This is a genomic window from Planococcus sp. NCCP-2050, from assembly GCF_023708025.1.
In the GTDB taxonomy this organism is placed as follows: Bacteria; Bacillota; Bacilli; order Bacillales_A; family Planococcaceae; genus Planococcus.
Genome location: NZ_BRCX01000001.1, coordinates 903,387 through 921,340, shown reverse-complemented (window position 1 = coordinate 921,340; position 17,954 = coordinate 903,387). Strand labels below are relative to the sequence as shown.

Here is a 17,954-nt window from a genome sequence, read left to right as displayed (position 1 = left end):
AAAATTTGTAAAATTGTATGTTCAATATATAAGAGGAGACAGACGCTAAGGAGTGGACTCGATTGGGAAAAACAAATGAAAAAGTAAGTGTCGTAATCCCCACTTATAATCGTTCTGAATTATTGAAGAAAGCTGTTTACAGCCTCCAGCATCAGGGCCATCAAAATTTAGAAATCATCATTGTGGATGATTGCTCGACAGATGACACAGAAGCGGTTGTGAAAGAAATGCACGACCCACGCATCAAATACATTCGGCATCAAATCAATAGAGGCGGCTCTGAGGCCAGAAATACCGGCATTAAGCACGCTAAGGGAAATTACATTGGATTTTTGGATTCAGATGACCAATGGCTGCCGGACAAATTACAAAAACAACTGGCGATATTCAATAGCAATCCGGAAGTCGGCGCAGTATACACTGGTGTCAAATTGGTCAATGAGCGCGAAACCATTAAGGAAATTATTCCTCGTTACCGTGGGAATATTTTGCCGATGCTCATGGAATCTAATTGTATTGACACGACTTCTTCGGTTCTAGTTAAAACAGAGCTGCTTCATGAAATCAACGGGTTTGAATCCGCCTTACCCAGTTGCCAGGATTGGGACTTATATCTCCGTTTATCACAGATTACAAATTTTGATTTTGTGAAAGATTCCATGGTGCTGTTTTTCCAGCATTCCGGAGAGCGCATTTCAACGAATAATACGGCGGTACTAAACGGCCAAGTATATATTTTTAAGGCTTATAAAAACTTAGCGAAGGAATTAGGGAACGGCGTTTTCGAGAAATTTTCAATTAATATTTTTAAGACATTGCTGAAAGTGGGCATTACCAGCTGCGACAAAGAAGCGGTTAAATTGGCCAGAAAAGTGTTGCTCGAAGCTGTATTTGAAAAGAATAGCTCGTTAAAAGCGTTCATCTATTATCTTTCTACTTTCTTGCCGCTGAAAGTCCTGGAAATCATGTATAAACAATCGAAAAAGAACTATAAATTCTCTGAAATTCTTTCTACTTAATACTTAATCGAATACCGAAGAGCATTATGAGGATAGAGGGATGAGCATATGGTGAATTACAGTGAATCAGACAATAAAAATGAGCGGATCTTTCAAGTGGCAGTCAATATCATTGCTGGAATAGCGATGTTGTATTATTTTGCGCAAATCGGCCAGCAATTCCATGCGGAAGATGTGTTTCATTTTATTATATTAGGAATTTTTGCCGTTAAATTTGTCATGGATGTCGCCATCTTCAAAGTCGGTTTTGCTTCATTCTCACTTTTGCTGTTGTTCCTGCCGATATTGAGCATTCTCGGATTTGCTCCTGCTGGCGAAGTGCAGCCATTATTTAATGATCGAACGCAGCTAATTGAAAAACATTTTTACATTTTAGCTTTTGGGGCATTATTTTTTTACTTTATTTGGTCGCTTTTACTAGTTCTTGATAATAAATCATTTAAGAAATATGATGCCATCATTTTAAAATTCTTTTTCAGGGACTCGAATAGCTTATTGTCTACCTGGTTCTTCAGCATTGTTGCGATTGCGTCGGCCATCATTTATCTGCCGGATCTTCCGGGGCGGGCCTACCATGAATTCTCGCCAAGCTTGCTGCCGGGGAATGCCTGGAATTCAGTGGTTGCCATTTCTTACTTTTTTGTCCTGATTGGGGTTAAGGGAAGTATGCTGCGAAAAGCTGCTTTGTTGTTTGTGCCTTTTTGGCTGCTTTCCCATTATGCACGGGTGGATATTCTGGGCTTGATCCTGATTTTATACGTCATCATTACGAACACGAAAAAAGGGAAGATTTTTAATGCCAATTTTAATTTTAAGAAAGTCAGCATCATTGCCATCGGGCTTTTGGTCTTTTCTTATTTAGGGATTGTGCGGCATAACGGATTGGTGTTTGATGCAGCAGCCATTTTGGATTCATTTGCAGTTTTAGTGAATTATCCAACAGTCCAGGATTTGGTCTACTCCACTGCTGCTGCCATTGAGGTGACCTATGACCATGGGACAGTTTCTACGCTTCTTGGTTATATCCCGCAATTAATGCCTTCGTTTCTTGGGTCGGAAGCAGGTCCCGGGGCAGCTCATCTTGTGGCGGAGTCGATTCATACCAATTATGGCTTGTTCATATACGGGGAGTATTTCTTGAATTATCAAGTAATGGGAGTCATTCTAGCTCCGTTTTTAACGTATCTTGTGGTGTTTGTCCCGGCATTAATGCTACGGAAGCTATTCGGAGATTTTGGTTTTTCTCTCGGCTATTACTTAATCGTAACCACCATCGCGCGTGTTTTCTGGTATGGATATATCTATTATATAAAGCCGATGCTTGTCATTGTTCCAGTCTTTATCTTAATTTATTTGGTGATCAATGCATTGGAAAAAGATTTGGCTGGAAAGCCGGTATTGAAATTCAAATAGGGATCCTAGGAATGGAGAGGTGAACCGGATGGGGAACATGAAAAAGAAAACTTTAATTTTTGTAGGGCCGCTGCCGCCTCCGATTTTAGGCGAAAGCATCGCTCTTCAATCACTGTATGAAGCAGAAAAGCTCCATGAAATCTATAATGTAAAAAAAATGAATTTGAACCGAAAGGATTTTGAAGATCCCGGGGGTTTGGCATTTGATAAATTACTTTTTGATTCAGTGAAACTTGTATATACTGCTTTTCTCAGTCTGTTTAATAAAAATGCCATCCTTTATATTTCGATTTCTCAAACTAAAATGGGGTTGATCCGCGATTGCCTGTTCATCCGTTTCTGTAAAATTTCGCATAAGAATCGAGTGGTTACCCATCTCCATGGCAATAATCTAGGCGGAACAATTGAGGCGACTTCCGGTAGGTTGCGGAAATTCATCGAAAATACTTTGAAGAAAGTGGATGTTGGCATCGTTTTAGGCGGGAAATTAGCTCCCAATTATAAAAATCTCGTGAAACGAGTGGAAGTGGTTTCAAACGGCATACCTGAAAATTTCATCCGAAAAAGTGAAATCGATTTTAATCGGAAGAAAGACAGAGTATCGATTTTGTATTTGAGCAATTTAATGGCTGAAAAAGGGTATGTTGAATTGATCCATGCTGTGGTGGGTTTGATCAGAGAAGGGTTAGACCTTGAATTGAATCTGGTAGGAGCGATCCAAAGTGAAAATGAATTCCAGGAAGTGAAACGGTTTATTGATAAATACGGAATGGCCGATCGAATTATCTATCATGGAACGAAACGCGGGGAAGAGAAAAAGCAGTTTTTCCTTCAAGCCGATATGATGGCTCTGCCAACAAAATACAAAGTGGAAGGCCAACCGATGTCCATTATCGAAGGCATGGCTGCGGGATTGCCGATTATATCGTCGGATCGTGGAATTATCGCTGAATTGATAGAAGACTGCGGAATTTTAGTCGAACCTGTAGTGACGGATATCAAACAAGCGATTAAACAGTTAGCTGTAAATGAAGAAGAGCGAAAGCTGCTTGGCAAAATCAGCCGGGAGATCTACGAAGAATATTATACAGAAGACAAATATACCGATTCGCTTATAGCCATTTTCAGTGATTTCGATAATCAGGAAGCACCAATCTCTGTTAATTCTTTAGGATAGGAAGGCGACGTATGGAACCTAAAAAGAAAATCGTTTTTGTCATCAATTATTTTTATCCGGACTTAGCAGCCACCAGCCAATTGTTGACCGAATTGACCAAAGATCTCCAAGAAGACTTTTTGATTACGGTCATTGCGGCACAGCCCGGCTATGCAGGGGAAAAGAAAGTAGTAAAGAAGACTTTCGAGGAAGATTATTTGGAAACGATTAAAATTATCCGGATTAAATTGCCTGAAGTTAATAAGAACTCGAAAATTAGCCGAATTCGTTATATCCTTTCGTATTTTAGTTTAGCAAATATAGCATTGCTAAGAGAAAAGGATGTCGATATTATTTTCACGATTTCCCAACCCCCGATTTTAGGCGGGTTAATCGGCTCAATCGGGAAGTTCCTTAAGCGGGCCCAACATATCTACAGTATCCATGACTTTAATCCGGAGCAGGCGCAAGCTGTTTCCTACACGAATAACCAAGCAATATTTAAGGCCGCAAAAATGGTAGATAAATGGAATTGCAGCTATGCTGACCATGTTTTAGTGGTCGGTCGGGACATGGCTGAAACGCTTAGGCAACGATTTTCGAATCAGAGCGTGCCAGATCATTCTGTCATCAGCAATTGGACCAATGAAAAAGAAATCCTCCCGCTTGATAAAAATCAGCCGATGGTAGCTGACTTTTTGGCGAAACACCGATTGCAGGATAAGTTCATCGTCATGTATTCAGGCAATCTGGGCCTCTACTATGATTTGGAGAATATCGTAGAAATTATTAAAGAATTTAAAGAAGAAACGGGCATTGTGTTCTTATTTATTGGAGAAGGTGCTGTGAAGAACCGAATGCAGGAATATGCAAAAGCGAATCACTTAAACAATGTGATGTTTCTTCCCTATCAACCGAAAGAGTTTATCCGTTATTCCTTGAATGCGGCCGATGTCCACTTAGTGGTGAATCAGAAAGGGATCAAAGGTGTTTCGGTTCCAAGTAAAATTTACGGGGTGATGGCAGCTGGAAAACCGATTCTTGGCGTTTTGGAACAAGGCAGTGAAGTGGAGAGGCTAATCTCGGAAAGCGGATCAGGTGTCGTCGTAGAACCACAGAACTATGCGGGAATCGTCGACTCAATTAAAAAGCTTTATGAGATGAACCGGGAAGAGCTAAAAGGTATGGGATTGAATGGCCGTGTGTATTTAGAACAGAATCTTACGCGGGAAAATTCAATCGGCAAATATCGGGAAGTATTAAAGTCTTTATAAGCAACCAAACCGTCTTGTCCGCCTTTGGACAAGACGGTTTTTTGGTTCTTGAAAAATCTAAATACCTATATTTATTTAAGGTTGAAATAGAAATAAACGAGAATAATGATTCTATTTACTTATAAAAATGAATGATATATTCCGTAAAATAATTTAATGATTTCTGATATTTCAAATTAATATGAATATTTATATTGAATTATCAGATAATTGTGAGTACAATGGGGTTATATCCATTTCTTATGCGGGAAAAAAGGATCTTTGGATAAGAATTAAGTAATCCTTTTTACCCAATTAAGAGTCATGTGTTAAAAAGTGACTGAATGAGCGTGAATACAGCAAATTAGAAGGCGATTGGAGGATTTCATATGAGACTTGTTTTATTGTCAGGAGGATCAGGCAAGCGGCTTTGGCCTTTATCAAATGATGCGCGGTCAAAACAATTCTTGAAGGTACTGAATGACCAAGAGGGCAATAAGGTGTCGATGGTCCAGCGTGTATGGCAGCAATTAGAGGAAACGAACCTTGCGGACCATTCCATTATTGCGACGAGCTATTCCCAAGTGGACATGATTAAAACTCAATTGGGGCCATCTGTCCATATCGTGACAGAACCGGAAAGAAGAGATACTTTCCCGGCAATTGCACTTGCTGCCGTTTACTTATTTTCTGTTAAAGGATGCAGGCTGGATGAAGTGGTTGGCATGCTTCCTGTGGATCCGTATGTGGACAATGCTTTTTTTAATCGAGTCCACGACTTAGAGGAAGCGCTGAAGAACTCAGGAGCCGACTTGGCTTTAATGGGAGTAAAACCGACTTATCCTTCTGCGAAATACGGATATATTATTCCGAAAGCTCTGAATGGCGATGACTATTTAACGGTTGATTATTTCAAGGAAAAACCGAGTGAAACGGAAGCGGAGAGCTTGATTGCTGAAAATGCTTTATGGAATTGCGGGGTGTTTGCGTTCCGACTGGATTATATTATCGATCTTCTGATTGAACGGGGCCTTCCGACTGATTATGAAGGGCTCCTCGAAAATTATCATCTTTTGCCTAAAAACAGCTTTGATTACGAAGTGGTGGAAAAGGCGAAGCAAATTATTTCGTTGCCGTACGAAGGCTATTGGAAAGACCTTGGTACCTGGAATACGTTAACAGAAGAAATGGGCGGTTCGATTACCGGAAAAGGCGTTATCGGAAAAAACGTGAAAAACTCGCATATCGTCAATGAACTTGACGTGCCGATTACGCTGCTCGGTCTTGATAATGTCGTAGTAGCTGCAAGTCCGGATGGAATTTTAGTTACGGATAAAGATGCCAGTACGAAAGTGAAAGAATATGTCGACGGCTTCGGCGGCCGCCCGATGTATGAAGAGCGCCGGTGGGGATGGTACCGGGTATTGGAGCATACGAAATATCCGGAAGGCAATGAAGTGCTGATTAAACGGCTAACTGTGCATGCAGGCAAAAACTTCAGTTATCAAGTTCATTATAAGCGAAGCGAAGTATGGACGATTGTAAAAGGTGAAGGGGTTTTTGTGATCAATGACCAGCTGAGCCATGTCCGTACTGGCGACGTGATTCATATTCCTTTGGCTGCAAAGCATACACTGCGTGCTACGACTGAAATGGAGATCATTGAAGTCCAAACTGGCAGTGAACTGATTGAGGAAGATATATTCCGGGCTTTGAATGAATGGGAGGAAATCGAAGCAGTCTGCAAAGGGAGACTGTCGGCTATTCAGCAATAAAATGCGAATTCTTATCTTTAAGGTGGGGAGGCATGTCCATGTACAAGGAGCCGGTTTTTCTTGACCCTGTTTTTCAAGAGCGGATCTGGGGAGGCAGCAGACTGCAAACTTTATTCGATTATCAAATCCCTACTCATTTGACGGGAGAAGCTTGGGTGATTTCAGCGCATGAAAATGGTCCTTCTGTAGTGAGGAATGGGGCATTGAAAGGCAAGAAATTATCAGAGGTTTGGAAAGAGCATCCGGATTTGTTTGGATGCAGCACTTCTGATGACGAATTTCCGCTATTGGTCAAAATTTTGGATGCGAACGATAATTTGTCTGTCCAAGTCCATCCGGACGACCATTATGCTCGGGAAGTTGTTGGGAAACCATGCGGTAAGACAGAGTGCTGGTATATATTGGATTGCGATGAAGATGCGGAAATTATTATCGGCCATAAAGCACAAAGCCAAATGGAATTTCAAGAAATGGTGAAGAATGGAGAATGGCAAAATCTTCTTCAAACCATGAAAGTCCAAAAAGGCGATTTTATTTACGTGCCGAGCGGAACGCTGCATGCCATTGGCAAGGGAATTGTAATTTTGGAGACCCAGCAAAGTTCCGATATCACCTATCGCGTTTATGACTATGACCGGACGGACCGGCATGGCGTTAAGCGGGAACTGCATTTAGAGCAGGCTTTGACATGCACGATGTATCCACACCAGGATTTTTTGTGTGAGAAATTGCGTGAAGACAAAGGAAATCTGGTTTCTACACGTTTAGTACAGGAAATGTATTTCACCGTCTACCATTGGCTCTTGAATGGGAAGATGGAAGCCAGCTTAGCGGCGGGATTTCTGATGATCAGTGTCATCGAGGGGTCTGGAGAATTTGGGACCGAAGACTGTAGGATGGCATTAAGAAAAGGGGATAATTTTATTCTGCCTGCTACTATTAAGGATTATTATATTAGTGGCGAGATGGAGATGATTGTGTCGCATACTTCAAACACCGCTATCGGATTGAAGTGAAAAGAGAAATGCCTATCATTCTGAATTTTAATTTCTGAATATTTAGTTAAAAAGCGATTGGGTTCATCAATCGCTTTTTCTTATGGAAACATTTAAAATCCGGATACGCAGCGAATTTTTTCGGAAAATTTTTGCCTTATCCATAAAAAGTTCCCATTTAGATGGTAAACTTAGAAGATGAAATTAATGGCATAAAGCTGAAATCGCGTAGGGAGTCGGAAAAGTTGAAAAATACATATACTGATAAAAAGAGGAATCGAATATGTGGATGGCGTTAACAGGTGGAATAGCGGTGGTGATCGGTTTTGCATTTTCTTTTGCAAAAACAAGCTCGCGGGCAGAAAAAATAACTGAAAAGCATCGTGAGGAATTATTGAATAGAGAAATTCCGAAGGAAAAAGAAGTCCAACAAAATAATGAGTGAGAGCGGCTAGAGTGTATGTCCTGCAAGGGACAAGCACTCTAGCTTTTTTTGTATTGATGCTTTCAAGTATTCTAATTTACTAGAAAATTTAGAAAAATGTAATATATTCACTGAAAAAGCTTCCTATTTAGGACTATGGATGTTAAAATAATTAAATAAATTGATTATTGAGAATATTAGTAATTATATATAACCATAAAAGGAGGAGGAAACTGATAATTAAAGTTTATTTGGGTATAAAGTATTAGTTAATTTGTGAGGGGTATTTAATTGGAATAAATATGGAATTTTACTTAACGAATTAGCAAATACTTATGGATATCCGTTTTAGTAGATTAATGAAACACCTAATAGAATCATCTGCATCCTTATCTTTAAGCTTTTTAACGTCTCAATACGAATAGCGGAAAGTGGAAATATAATTGATTGCTAATCACAGGAGGGAATCTAATGACAAAAAAAGTGACAAAAGCCATTATTCCAGCAGCTGGCCTTGGAACCCGATTCTTGCCAGCTACTAAAGCAATGCCGAAAGAAATGCTGCCTTTGATTGATAAACCGACCATCCAATACATCGTAGAAGAAGCAATTGCTTCTGGAATCGAAGATATCATCATCGTCACCGGCAAAGGAAAGCGGGCGATTGAAGATCATTTCGATAAGAATTTTGAACTTGAAGATAATCTTTTCAAAAAAGGCAAATACGAATTGTTGGAGAAAGTCCGTGCTAGCTCAAAAGTGGAGATTCATTACATCCGTCAAAAAGAGCCGAAAGGGTTGGGGCATGCAGTCTGGTGTGCTCGAAAGTTTATCGGCAACGAACCATTTGCCGTCCTTCTTGGTGATGATGTGGTTAAGGCCGAAAAGCCTTGTTTAAAACAATTGATGGATCAATACGATAGCCTGCAGTCTTCCGTTATCGGCGTCCAAGAAGTGCCGGACACTGAAACCCATCGCTACGGCATCATCAATCCGATTGCTGTAGACGGCCGGAGCTATCAAGTCAGCAATTATGTGGAGAAACCGAAACAAGGAACAGCGCCATCGAATTTGGCGATCATGGGACGCTATATTCTAACGCCAGAAATTTTCGAATTCCTGGACCAACAGGAATTAGGAGCTGGGGGAGAAATCCAACTGACAGATGCCATTCAAAAGTTGAATGAAATCCAGAATGTCTTTGCCTATAACTTCGAAGGCAAACGTTACGATGTTGGGGAAATGCTCGGTTTTATCCGGACTACCATTGAATTTGCACTGGATAATGAAGAGTTTGCGAAGCCGCTTGAGGAAATTATGAAAGAATTGCTCAGCCAAAAATCAGCCGCATCATTAATCTAGCCTGGGGGAATGAGAATGAAGATTTCGGTAGTCGGTACAGGGTATGTCGGATTGGTGACGGGTGTCAGCTTGTCCGAAATCGGACATCAAGTCACTTGTGTAGACATTAACGAGAAGAAAATAGAAAAAATGAAGAGAGGGATCTCTCCTATTTATGAGCCAGGACTCAGTGAGCTGATGAATAAGAACATCTTGGAGAATGGTCTGGAATTCACTACTAGCCATAAAGAAGCCTTTAAAGATGCGGAAGTGATTTACATTGCCGTTGGGACTCCGGAAGAACCGAGCGGGGCTGCAAATCTGGATTACGTTGAAAAGGCAGCAATCGATATAGCTAAACACATTACGCGCCATGTCACGATTGTGACGAAAAGCACTGTTCCGGTCGGTACAAATCATAAATTGCTGCAACTTATCAAACAGAATTTGGTCCATCCGGTGAGGGTGGATATCGTGTCGAATCCTGAGTTTCTAAAAGAGGGATCCGCTATCAACGATTCATTCCATGGCGACCGTATTATCATCGGTGCTGAAACCGGACATGCTTTCAAAGTGATGGAAACGATCAATAAGCCGTTCGGAATTCCAATCTATAAAACGGACATTAAAAGTGCAGAAATGATTAAATATGCTTCTAATGGATTTTTAGCAACCAAGATCAGCTTTATCAATGAAATTTCGAATATTTGTGAGTTGGTTGGCGCGAATATTGAAAATGTTGCAGCTGGCATGGGAATGGATCAGCGTATCGGCAGCCAATTCCTTAAAGCAGGAATCGGTTACGGCGGTTCGTGTTTTCCGAAAGATACAAAAGCGCTTATCCAGATTGCTGGAGACTTCGAATATGATTTTAAATTGCTGAAAGGCGTTGTCAGCGTTAACAGAAAACAGCAGCGGATTTTAGTGAATAAGTTAAAAGGCTGTTTCTCCAACTTGTATGGGAAAAAAATCGCAATCCTTGGGTTGGCATTTAAGCCGAACACGGATGATATGAGAGAAGCTGCCTCTATCCAAGTGACAAATGAATTATTGAGTTTAGGCGCAAGTGTGATCGCCTATGACCCAATCGCTATCGACAATGCAAAGAGAATTTTAGATCCGCTTGTCGATTATGCCTATTCAATTGAAGAAGCTGTAGACGGTTGTGATGCTGTATTGATATTAACGGAGTGGGATGAAATTAAGAGCATGGATCTTTCTGTATTTAAACGGATGAAGCAGCCGCTAGTCATCGACGGCAGAAATTGCTTTTCGCTCGATTCGATGAAGCAAGCGAGAATCGAATATCATTCAATCGGAAGACCTTCTGTAATTGAAATTATTGAAACTGCCTCTCTGTGAATTTGGAAATTTAACTTCTAGGCGAAAGTGGTGATTTTATTGTCAATTTCCACTCCTGAAAAAACAAAAGATCCGGTGATGAATGAGATGCCGCATCTGACTTTTGATGAGGTCACGACCAATGAAAATTATGCGTACTTAATCACTAAGCGGTTTATCGATATGGTTGGAGCGCTTGTTGGCCTCATCTGCTTAAGTCCGCTATTCCTTCTGGTCGCCATTTTCATAAAAGCGGAAGATTCTTCTGGACCGGTCTTCTTCAAGCAAAAAAGAGTAGGGAAAGATGGGGAAACTTTTTATATGTATAAATTCCGTTCCATGGTCTGCAATGCAGAAGAATTAAAGAAATCGCTGCTGCGGCAAAATGAAGTTTCTGGACCGGTTTTTAAGATCAAGCATGACCCGCGGGTAACAAAAGTGGGAAGTTTCATCCGGAAGACCAGCATTGATGAATTGCCGCAGCTGTTGAATGTGCTAAAAGGCGAAATGAGCCTGGTTGGGCCGCGGCCGCCTCTTCCAGATGAAGTTGAGAAATACACGCTTTATGAACTGAAGCGGCTTAGTGTGACCCCGGGGCTCACTTGCTACTGGCAAGTAAATGGCCGCAGCAACATCGGATTTGAAGAATGGGTCTATCTTGACCTGAAATACATTCGTGAACGCAATACATTCATTGATATTAAATTGATCCTTAAAACAGTGTTGGTGCTATTTGGGTCTAAAGATGCCTATTAAGAACCATTAAAATCCCTGCATCGCTGCTTTGCGATGCGGGGATTTTCCATGGAGAGGCTAATGGAACGGAAAGGATTTTAAAAACTGTTGATAGGCACTGCAAAGGAGTGGATAATGGAATGAATGGATATCTCAAGCAGTTTTCGAAGAAAGGAGGAATTTACTCATGGATGAATTGAAAGGCGTTTTGCCGGCGTTGCGCAATATGAAAGAATTTGAACGCTTATTGAAAAGCGACCATGAATACATCATTTATTTGGAAGTGCGTTTATCGCAGCTGAAAACGCTTGTGCAAGCGGCGAAAAAAGCGGATAAAAAAGTGATTCTTCATGTCGATTTGATTCAAGGGCTCAAAGCGGATATGTACGGAATCGAATACTTGGTCAGGGAAATCAAGCCGGATGGCATCGTTTCTACGCGCAGCAATGTGATTACGCTGGCGAAAAAGAACAAATTGATGACCGTCCAGCGGCTTTTCTTGCTGGACAGCCAAGCGCTTGAAAACAATATCAATTTGATCAATCAAGTGAAACCGGACTACATTGAAATTCTTCCAGGAATTATTCCCTCGGTTATAAAAGAAGTGAAAGAAAAAACGGGGATTCCTGTCATTGCTGGCGGTTTGATCCGGACTGAAGAAGATATAAGCCTTGCCTATAAGGGCGGAGCTGTAGCAATTTCGACTTCTCAAGCAGAATTATGGGGCAAGTGAAGGCGCTTTGCAGAATAAAAAAGTTTCTGGATTAACTATGTCAAATCCAGAAACTTTTTAAAAAAATGATGTTGACAGCGCTTTCAGTAAATGATAGTTTAGGATTACAAGTTAAGAGCTGTGTTGGAGAAAAGGAGACCTGCACTGATATGAGTACTTCGTAAGCGGAAGTGTGCTCATTTCAGTGGAGGTCTTTTTATCTTTTTGGTTCTTAAACAAGTTTATAAAGGAGTGTTGAAAAATGACGGAATTTTTAGCTGAAGTAATTGGTACCATGATTTTGATTATTTTTGGTGCTGGAGTTGTAGCTGGTATCGCATTAAAGGATTCTAAAGCGGAAAACGGCGGCTGGATCGTTGTAACAATCGCTTGGGGCTTAGCAGTAACGATGGGGGTTTACGCTGTCGGCAACTTCTCAGGAGCTCACTTGAATCCAGCAGTTACACTTGGCTTTGCGGCAGTCGGCGACTTCCCATGGTCAAAAGTTCCTGTCTATATTTTGGCGCAGATGATCGGCGCGATCATTGGAGCAGCTATCGTCTTTTTCAATTACTTGCCGCATTGGGAGCGTACGAAAGACCAAGCGACGAAGCTTGGTGTATTTGCAACCATCCCTGCTGTGCGTAAGCCATTCTCGAACTTGGTTTCAGAAATCATCGGGACATTTGTTTTAGTAATGGGCTTATTGTTCATCGGAGCAAACGAATTTACAGAAGGCTTAAACCCACTGATCGTTGGGGCATTGATCCTTGCAATCGGTTTGAGCTTAGGTGGACCTACAGGATATGCAATCAATCCGGCTCGTGATTTAGGACCAAGAATTGCTCATGCATTATTGCCGATTCCAGGCAAAGGAAGTTCAGATTGGAGCTACGCTTGGGTGCCGATCGTCGGACCGATTTTCGGCGGTATCTATGGAGCAGTATTCTATAAAGCAATGTTCTTAGGCGAATTCAATTTGCTTTTCTGGGCGCTTAGTGCAATCTTCCTGCTGGTTTTATTCGGCGCAGCAAGTGTAGAATTGAGAAAAGGCTCAACCGTAGCTGATAAATTAGAAGAAAAAATCATTTCTTAAATCCCAAAGGAGGAGATCGTTTTGACTAAAGAATATATTTTATCCATTGACCAAGGAACTACAAGCTCGCGTGCCGTGTTGTTCAACCATGCAGGTGAAATCGTCAATTCAGCTCAGCAGGAATTCGAACAGTTTTTCCCGCAGCCAGGCTGGGTAGAGCATGATGCCAATGAAATCTGGACTTCTGTGCTTGCTTGTATCGCAGAAGTTTTAAGAAAAGCGGACATTACGCCGGATCAAATTGCAGGAATCGGGATCACGAACCAACGCGAAACAGCAGTAGTATGGGATCGCAATACTGGCAGACCCGTCTACCGCGCAATCGTTTGGCAGTCGCGCCAAACAGACGGCATCTGCAAAGATTTGAAAGAAAGAGGATTGGAAGACACGTTCCGCAAGAAAACAGGCTTGTTGATTGATGCTTACTTCTCTGGAACAAAAGTGAAATGGATTTTGGACAATGTTGAAGGCGCCCGTGAAAAAGCGGACAACGGAGACTTGATGTTCGGAACAATCGATTCATGGCTAGTTTATAAATTATCGGGCGGCAAAGCGCATATCACGGATTACAGCAATGCTTCCCGTACATTGATGTACAATATCTACGATTTGGAATGGGACGATGAGCTTTTGGAAATCTTGACGGTTCCAAAGAGCATGCTTCCTGAAGTGCGCCAGTCATCTGAAGTTTATGCAAACACAGTCGACTATCATTTCTTTGGACACGAAGTGCCGATTGCCGGAATTGCAGGCGACCAACAGGCCGCTTTATTCGGCCAAGCTTGCTTTGAAAAAGGCATGGCGAAAAACACATACGGCACAGGTTGTTTCATGCTGATGAATACAGGTGAAAAAGGTGTGGTTTCAGACCACGGCTTATTGACAACACTTGCTTGGGGAGTAGACGGCAAAGTGGAATACGCTCTTGAAGGCAGTATTTTCGTTGCTGGATCCGCTATCCAATGGCTTCGCGACGGTTTGAAAATCTTGGATAACGCACCTGAAAGCGAAGCGTATGCGGCTTCAGTCGAATCAACAGACGGCGTTTACATGGTCCCTGCATTTGTAGGCCTTGGAACACCTTACTGGGATACGGATGCACGCGGTGCCATCTTCGGTTTGACTCGCGGAACGACCAAAGCCCACTTCATCCGTGCGACTCTTGAATCATTGGCCTATCAAACAAAAGACGTGGTAGATGTGATGATCAAAGACGCAGGAATCGAACTTAAGACATTGCGCGTCGATGGCGGAGCCGTTGCAAATGATTTGCTGATGCAATTCCAAAGTGATATACTTGATGTACCGGTAGAACGTCCGGTCATTCAAGAAACAACTTCACTTGGTGCTGCGTACTTAGCAGGACTCGCGGTAGGTTTCTGGAAAGACAAAGAAGAAATCGCGAAACAGTGGAAAGTGGAAGAAACGTTTACGAGCTTGATGCCAGCTGAGCAAAGTGAAGAACTTTACGAAGGTTGGAAAAATGCAGTAGCTGCAACTCGTACATTTAAAAAACCTGAAGCAAAATCAATTGTTAATTCTTAAGTAAAAGTTAATATTTGGCCGGAGATATCGAGAGACCAAGCCAGTTCAGCTGAAGAAATTCTGCGACTGTAGCTTGGTCTCTTTTATTTCACTTCCAAAAATTGTAAAAAACTAAAGGAGCGGTATATGATGAAATTTTCCAGCTTAAACCGAACAGACACTTATAACAAAATGAAAAATACACCCCTTGATTTAATCGTAATCGGCGGTGGGATTACAGGTGCAGGAACAGCACTTGATGCAACGATGAGAGGCATGAAAGTGGCGGTCGTGGAAATGCAGGATTTTGCTGCAGGAACAAGCAGCCGTTCTACAAAACTTGTTCACGGCGGGCTTCGCTATTTGAAGCAATTCGAAGTGAAGATGGTTGCAGAAGTAGGGAAAGAACGTGAAATCGTTTATGAAAACGGGCCTCATGTAACTACTCCTGAATGGATGCTATTGCCGTTTTACAAAGGCGGAACTTTTGGGCCCCTTAGTACAAATGTAGGCTTGCGCGTCTATGACTTTTTAGCAGGCGTCAAGAAAGATGAACGCCGTAAAATGCTGTCAAAAGAAGAGACTTTGCGCCGTGAACCTTTATTGAAAAAGAAAGACATTAAAGGCGGCGGCTACTACGTAGAATACAAAACAGACGATGCTCGCCTAACGATGGAAGTCATGAAAAAAGCGGTTGAAAAAGGCGCTTTGGCTATGAACTATGCAAAAGTCTCAAGCTTCATCTACCATAACGGCAAAGTGGTCGGCATCCGTGTAGAAGACCAGGTCGATGGTAAAATCCACGAAATCTATGCGAAGAAAATCGTCAATGCAGCAGGCCCATGGGTGGATACATTGCGTGACAAAGACCATTCTAAACAAGGTAAGACATTGCAATTAACAAAAGGAATTCACTTAGTATTCGATGGCCGCCGCTTCCCGTTGAAACAAGCGATCTATTTCGATATGCCGGATGGTCGGATGGCATTCGCGATTCCGCGTGAAGGGAAAGTGTATGTCGGTACAACAGACACAGTTTACAAACAGGACATTGCTCATCCGACGATGACTACAGAAGACCGCGATTATGTCTTGAAAGCGATCGACTTCATGTTCCCGGAAGTGGGAATCCGTACGGAAGATATCGAATCAAGCTGGGCTGGATTGCGTCCGTTGATTCACGAAGAAGGCAAAGACCCTTCAGAGATTTCACGTAAAGATGAGATCTTTGTTTCAAATTCAGGATTGCTGTCGATTGCCGGCGGTAAACTGACCGGATACCGTAAAATGGGCGAAAGCATCGTCGATATGGTAGCTGAGCAATTGGAAAAAGAGCATGGCTTGAAATTCAAAAAAGTATCCACAAAACATTTGCCGATTTCAGGCGGCGAAGTTGGAGGGTCAAAAGGGTTCGTGAAGTTCTCTGAAGATCGGGTGCGTTTAGGTGTGAGCCGCGGCCTTTCTCCGGAAGCTGCACGCAAATTGGTTCAACGCTACGGATCAAATGTTGACCAAGTCTTCAATTTCTTATTTACCGGAAACGAAGAAGCGGCTAAAGAGGGAATCGACCCAATCGCTTTCGCTATGCTGCGCTACGCTTTGGAATACGAAGCAGCCTACAAACCGATTGATTTCTTCATCCGCCGTACAGGTGCATTGTTCTTCGATATCAACTGGGTACACGCCAATAAAGCGGCTGTAAATGCTTATATGGGCAAAGTGCTTGGCTGGACTGAGGAACAGGCAACGGCTTATAATAACGAGCTGGAAGGGCTTCTATATGAGGCTGTGCATCCGGTTGAAGTTGGCGGAAGCCGTTCAAGTGCCTCTTTTAAAGCCGCAGTAAATTAATAAATTCATAGATAAGCCGCTCTGATCTTAATTGATCGGAGCGTTTTTTTTGTATGCAGTTGCTTCTTGCATGAATGGTATTGGCTTCTCCCGATTTCCAGCGATTTGCCCGTATCCTTAAAAATGATATAGTGGATAAAAGCGCAAGTATTCTGAATAGAGACAGGAGCAAGACAATGACATCCAATGAACGGTTAAAGCGAAGTTTTCTCGAGAGTGAGCACCAGTTGGCTGGCCACGGCAAGCGTGATGTGAAGGTGCTGAAAGAGGCATTTGAGGGTATTGATGGAAATGTAGAAAGCGATATTTACGGCCAAGGAACGGTTATTGAAGAGTTTCAGGAGAAGATGGCGGAGCTGCTAGGAAAAGAAAATGCAGTATTTTTCCCGAGCGGGACAATGGCGCAGCAAATTGCCTTGCGTATCTGGTGCGACGCGGCAGGCATTCGGAAAGTAGCTTATCATCCATTGAGCCATCTGGAAATCCACGAAGAAAAAGGGCTTCAAGAATTGCATGGAATCGAGTCTGTGCTGCTCGCTGATATGGATCGCGTCATTGAGCTAGAAGATGTCCTCCAAATGGACGAGAAAGTGGCCTGTGTGCTGTTGGAGTTGCCGCAGCGTGAAATTGGCGGGCAATTGCCAAGCTACAAAACTTTGGAAGAGATTTCGGCTTATTGCCGCAAGAACGAGATCAAACTGCATCTGGACGGGGCGCGGCTTCTGGAAGTGCTGCCTTATTACGGTAAAACCGCAAGTGAAGTCTGCAGCCTTTTTGACAGTGTCTATATCTCGCTCTATAAAGGAATTGGCGGCATCGCAGGAGCGATACTGGCAGGAGATAAAGAGTTCATGGCTCAGTCAAAAGTTTGGAAACGGCGCCACGGCGGCGATTTGATTTCGCTGTATCCATATATCCTTTCCGCTGACTATTATTTTGACAAGCGATCTAAAAAGATGGCGATGTATCATGAACATGCAAAAGAACTGGCCGGCTTTTTCAATAGCTGTGAAGGGATTACCACTCTGCCCGTGGAGCCTGTATCGAATATGTTCCATGTCCATTTCAGCTATGCCAATGACACGATGGAGGAGCTGCTTGCTGAGCTTCACCAGGAAACGGGAATCAGGCTTACAAGCTACCTTAAAACATTGGAAAACGGCGGCAGCTCCTATGAAGTCAGCCTAGGTGATTTGTATGAAACTTTGCCGGCAGAGAAGGTAGAAGAGCTATTTGCCAAGCTTAATGAAAAAATGAAAACTCTTAAATAGAAAGAAGCCTGTAAAAGACAGTAAGCGTCTTTTACAGGCTTTTTTCTA

At 42.3% G+C, this 17,954-nt stretch carries 15 protein-coding genes; all 15 read left to right on the top strand.

Annotated elements, in window-relative coordinates:
• Positions 1-62: 62 nt before the first annotated feature.
• Positions 63-1,019, top strand: a complete 957-nt coding sequence (locus NFU07_RS04580) for a glycosyltransferase family 2 protein (protein WP_251475312.1) — start codon at positions 63-65, stop codon at positions 1,017-1,019.
• Between the two features lie 48 nt (positions 1,020-1,067).
• The gene (locus NFU07_RS04575) at positions 1,068-2,432 is read left to right on the top strand and encodes a hypothetical protein (RefSeq protein WP_251475310.1); all 1,365 of its coding nucleotides are present in this window, start codon (positions 1,068-1,070) and stop codon (positions 2,430-2,432) included.
• A gap of 28 nt (positions 2,433-2,460) precedes the next feature.
• Positions 2,461-3,609, top strand: a complete 1,149-nt coding sequence (locus tag NFU07_RS04570) for a glycosyltransferase family 4 protein (protein WP_251475308.1) — start codon at positions 2,461-2,463, stop codon at positions 3,607-3,609.
• A gap of 11 nt (positions 3,610-3,620) precedes the next feature.
• Complete coding sequence (locus NFU07_RS04565; protein ID WP_251475306.1) at positions 3,621-4,862, top strand: glycosyltransferase family 4 protein; 1,242 nt, start codon at positions 3,621-3,623, stop codon at positions 4,860-4,862.
• Positions 4,863-5,230: 368 nt separating this feature from the next.
• A complete protein-coding gene (locus NFU07_RS04560) occupies positions 5,231-6,616 on the top strand; it encodes a sugar phosphate nucleotidyltransferase (RefSeq protein WP_251475304.1) in 1,386 nt (461 codons plus the stop codon).
• A 32-nt stretch (positions 6,617-6,648) separates the two neighbouring features.
• Positions 6,649-7,632, top strand: coding sequence for a mannose-6-phosphate isomerase, class I (gene manA / locus NFU07_RS04555; RefSeq protein WP_309296767.1), 984 nt, complete (start codon positions 6,649-6,651; stop codon positions 7,630-7,632).
• A 262-nt stretch (positions 7,633-7,894) separates the two neighbouring features.
• Entirely contained in the window at positions 7,895-8,056 is a 162-nt protein-coding gene (locus NFU07_RS04550; RefSeq protein WP_251475302.1) for a hypothetical protein, read from the top strand.
• Positions 8,057-8,506: 450 nt separating this feature from the next.
• Complete coding sequence (gene galU, locus NFU07_RS04545) at positions 8,507-9,397, top strand: UTP--glucose-1-phosphate uridylyltransferase GalU (protein WP_251475300.1); 891 nt, start codon at positions 8,507-8,509, stop codon at positions 9,395-9,397.
• Between the two features lie 15 nt (positions 9,398-9,412).
• Positions 9,413-10,738 carry a UDP-glucose dehydrogenase family protein gene (locus tag NFU07_RS04540; protein ID WP_251475298.1) on the top strand — a complete coding sequence of 442 codons (1,326 nt, stop codon included), beginning with the start codon at positions 9,413-9,415 and terminating at the stop codon, positions 10,736-10,738.
• Positions 10,739-10,816: 78 nt separating this feature from the next.
• Positions 10,817-11,473: a sugar transferase gene (locus NFU07_RS04535; RefSeq protein WP_251477101.1), complete on the top strand. Its 657-nt coding sequence runs from the start codon at positions 10,817-10,819 to the stop codon at positions 11,471-11,473.
• Positions 11,474-11,639: 166 nt separating this feature from the next.
• A complete protein-coding gene (locus NFU07_RS04530) occupies positions 11,640-12,185 on the top strand; it encodes a glycerol-3-phosphate responsive antiterminator (protein ID WP_251475296.1) in 546 nt (181 codons plus the stop codon).
• A 241-nt stretch (positions 12,186-12,426) separates the two neighbouring features.
• A complete protein-coding gene (locus NFU07_RS04525) occupies positions 12,427-13,260 on the top strand; it encodes an MIP/aquaporin family protein (RefSeq protein ID WP_251475294.1) in 834 nt (277 codons plus the stop codon).
• A gap of 21 nt (positions 13,261-13,281) precedes the next feature.
• On the top strand, positions 13,282-14,805 hold the full coding sequence (gene glpK, locus NFU07_RS04520) for a glycerol kinase GlpK (protein WP_251475292.1): 1,524 nt from the start codon (positions 13,282-13,284) through the stop codon (positions 14,803-14,805).
• A 129-nt stretch (positions 14,806-14,934) separates the two neighbouring features.
• On the top strand, positions 14,935-16,635 hold the full coding sequence (locus NFU07_RS04515) for a glycerol-3-phosphate dehydrogenase/oxidase (protein ID WP_285835935.1): 1,701 nt from the start codon (positions 14,935-14,937) through the stop codon (positions 16,633-16,635).
• Between the two features lie 176 nt (positions 16,636-16,811).
• Entirely contained in the window at positions 16,812-17,906 is a 1,095-nt protein-coding gene (locus tag NFU07_RS04510; RefSeq protein ID WP_251475288.1) for a threonine aldolase family protein, read from the top strand.
• Positions 17,907-17,954: the final 48 nt, after the last annotated feature.

Bases quoted from the DNA above. Each gene is read 5' to 3' on its own strand.
- NFU07_RS04575 (WP_251475310.1), top strand. From the start codon at position 1,068: ATGGTGAATTACAGTGAATCAGACAATAAAAATGAGCGGATCTTTCAA.
- NFU07_RS04570 (WP_251475308.1), top strand. From the start codon at position 2,461: ATGGGGAACATGAAAAAGAAAACTTTAATTTTTGTAGGGCCGCTGCCG.
- NFU07_RS04565 (WP_251475306.1), top strand. From the start codon at position 3,621: ATGGAACCTAAAAAGAAAATCGTTTTTGTCATCAATTATTTTTATCCG.
- NFU07_RS04560 (WP_251475304.1), top strand. From the start codon at position 5,231: ATGAGACTTGTTTTATTGTCAGGAGGATCAGGCAAGCGGCTTTGGCCT.
- manA (WP_309296767.1), top strand. From the start codon at position 6,649: ATGTCCATGTACAAGGAGCCGGTTTTTCTTGACCCTGTTTTTCAAGAG.
- NFU07_RS04550 (WP_251475302.1), top strand. From the start codon at position 7,895: ATGTGGATGGCGTTAACAGGTGGAATAGCGGTGGTGATCGGTTTTGCA.
- galU (WP_251475300.1), top strand. From the start codon at position 8,507: ATGACAAAAAAAGTGACAAAAGCCATTATTCCAGCAGCTGGCCTTGGA.
- NFU07_RS04540 (WP_251475298.1), top strand. From the start codon at position 9,413: ATGAAGATTTCGGTAGTCGGTACAGGGTATGTCGGATTGGTGACGGGT.
- NFU07_RS04535 (WP_251477101.1), top strand. From the start codon at position 10,817: ATGAATGAGATGCCGCATCTGACTTTTGATGAGGTCACGACCAATGAA.
- NFU07_RS04530 (WP_251475296.1), top strand. From the start codon at position 11,640: ATGGATGAATTGAAAGGCGTTTTGCCGGCGTTGCGCAATATGAAAGAA.
- NFU07_RS04525 (WP_251475294.1), top strand. From the start codon at position 12,427: ATGACGGAATTTTTAGCTGAAGTAATTGGTACCATGATTTTGATTATT.
- NFU07_RS04515 (WP_285835935.1), top strand. From the start codon at position 14,935: ATGAAATTTTCCAGCTTAAACCGAACAGACACTTATAACAAAATGAAA.
- NFU07_RS04510 (WP_251475288.1), top strand. From the start codon at position 16,812: ATGACATCCAATGAACGGTTAAAGCGAAGTTTTCTCGAGAGTGAGCAC.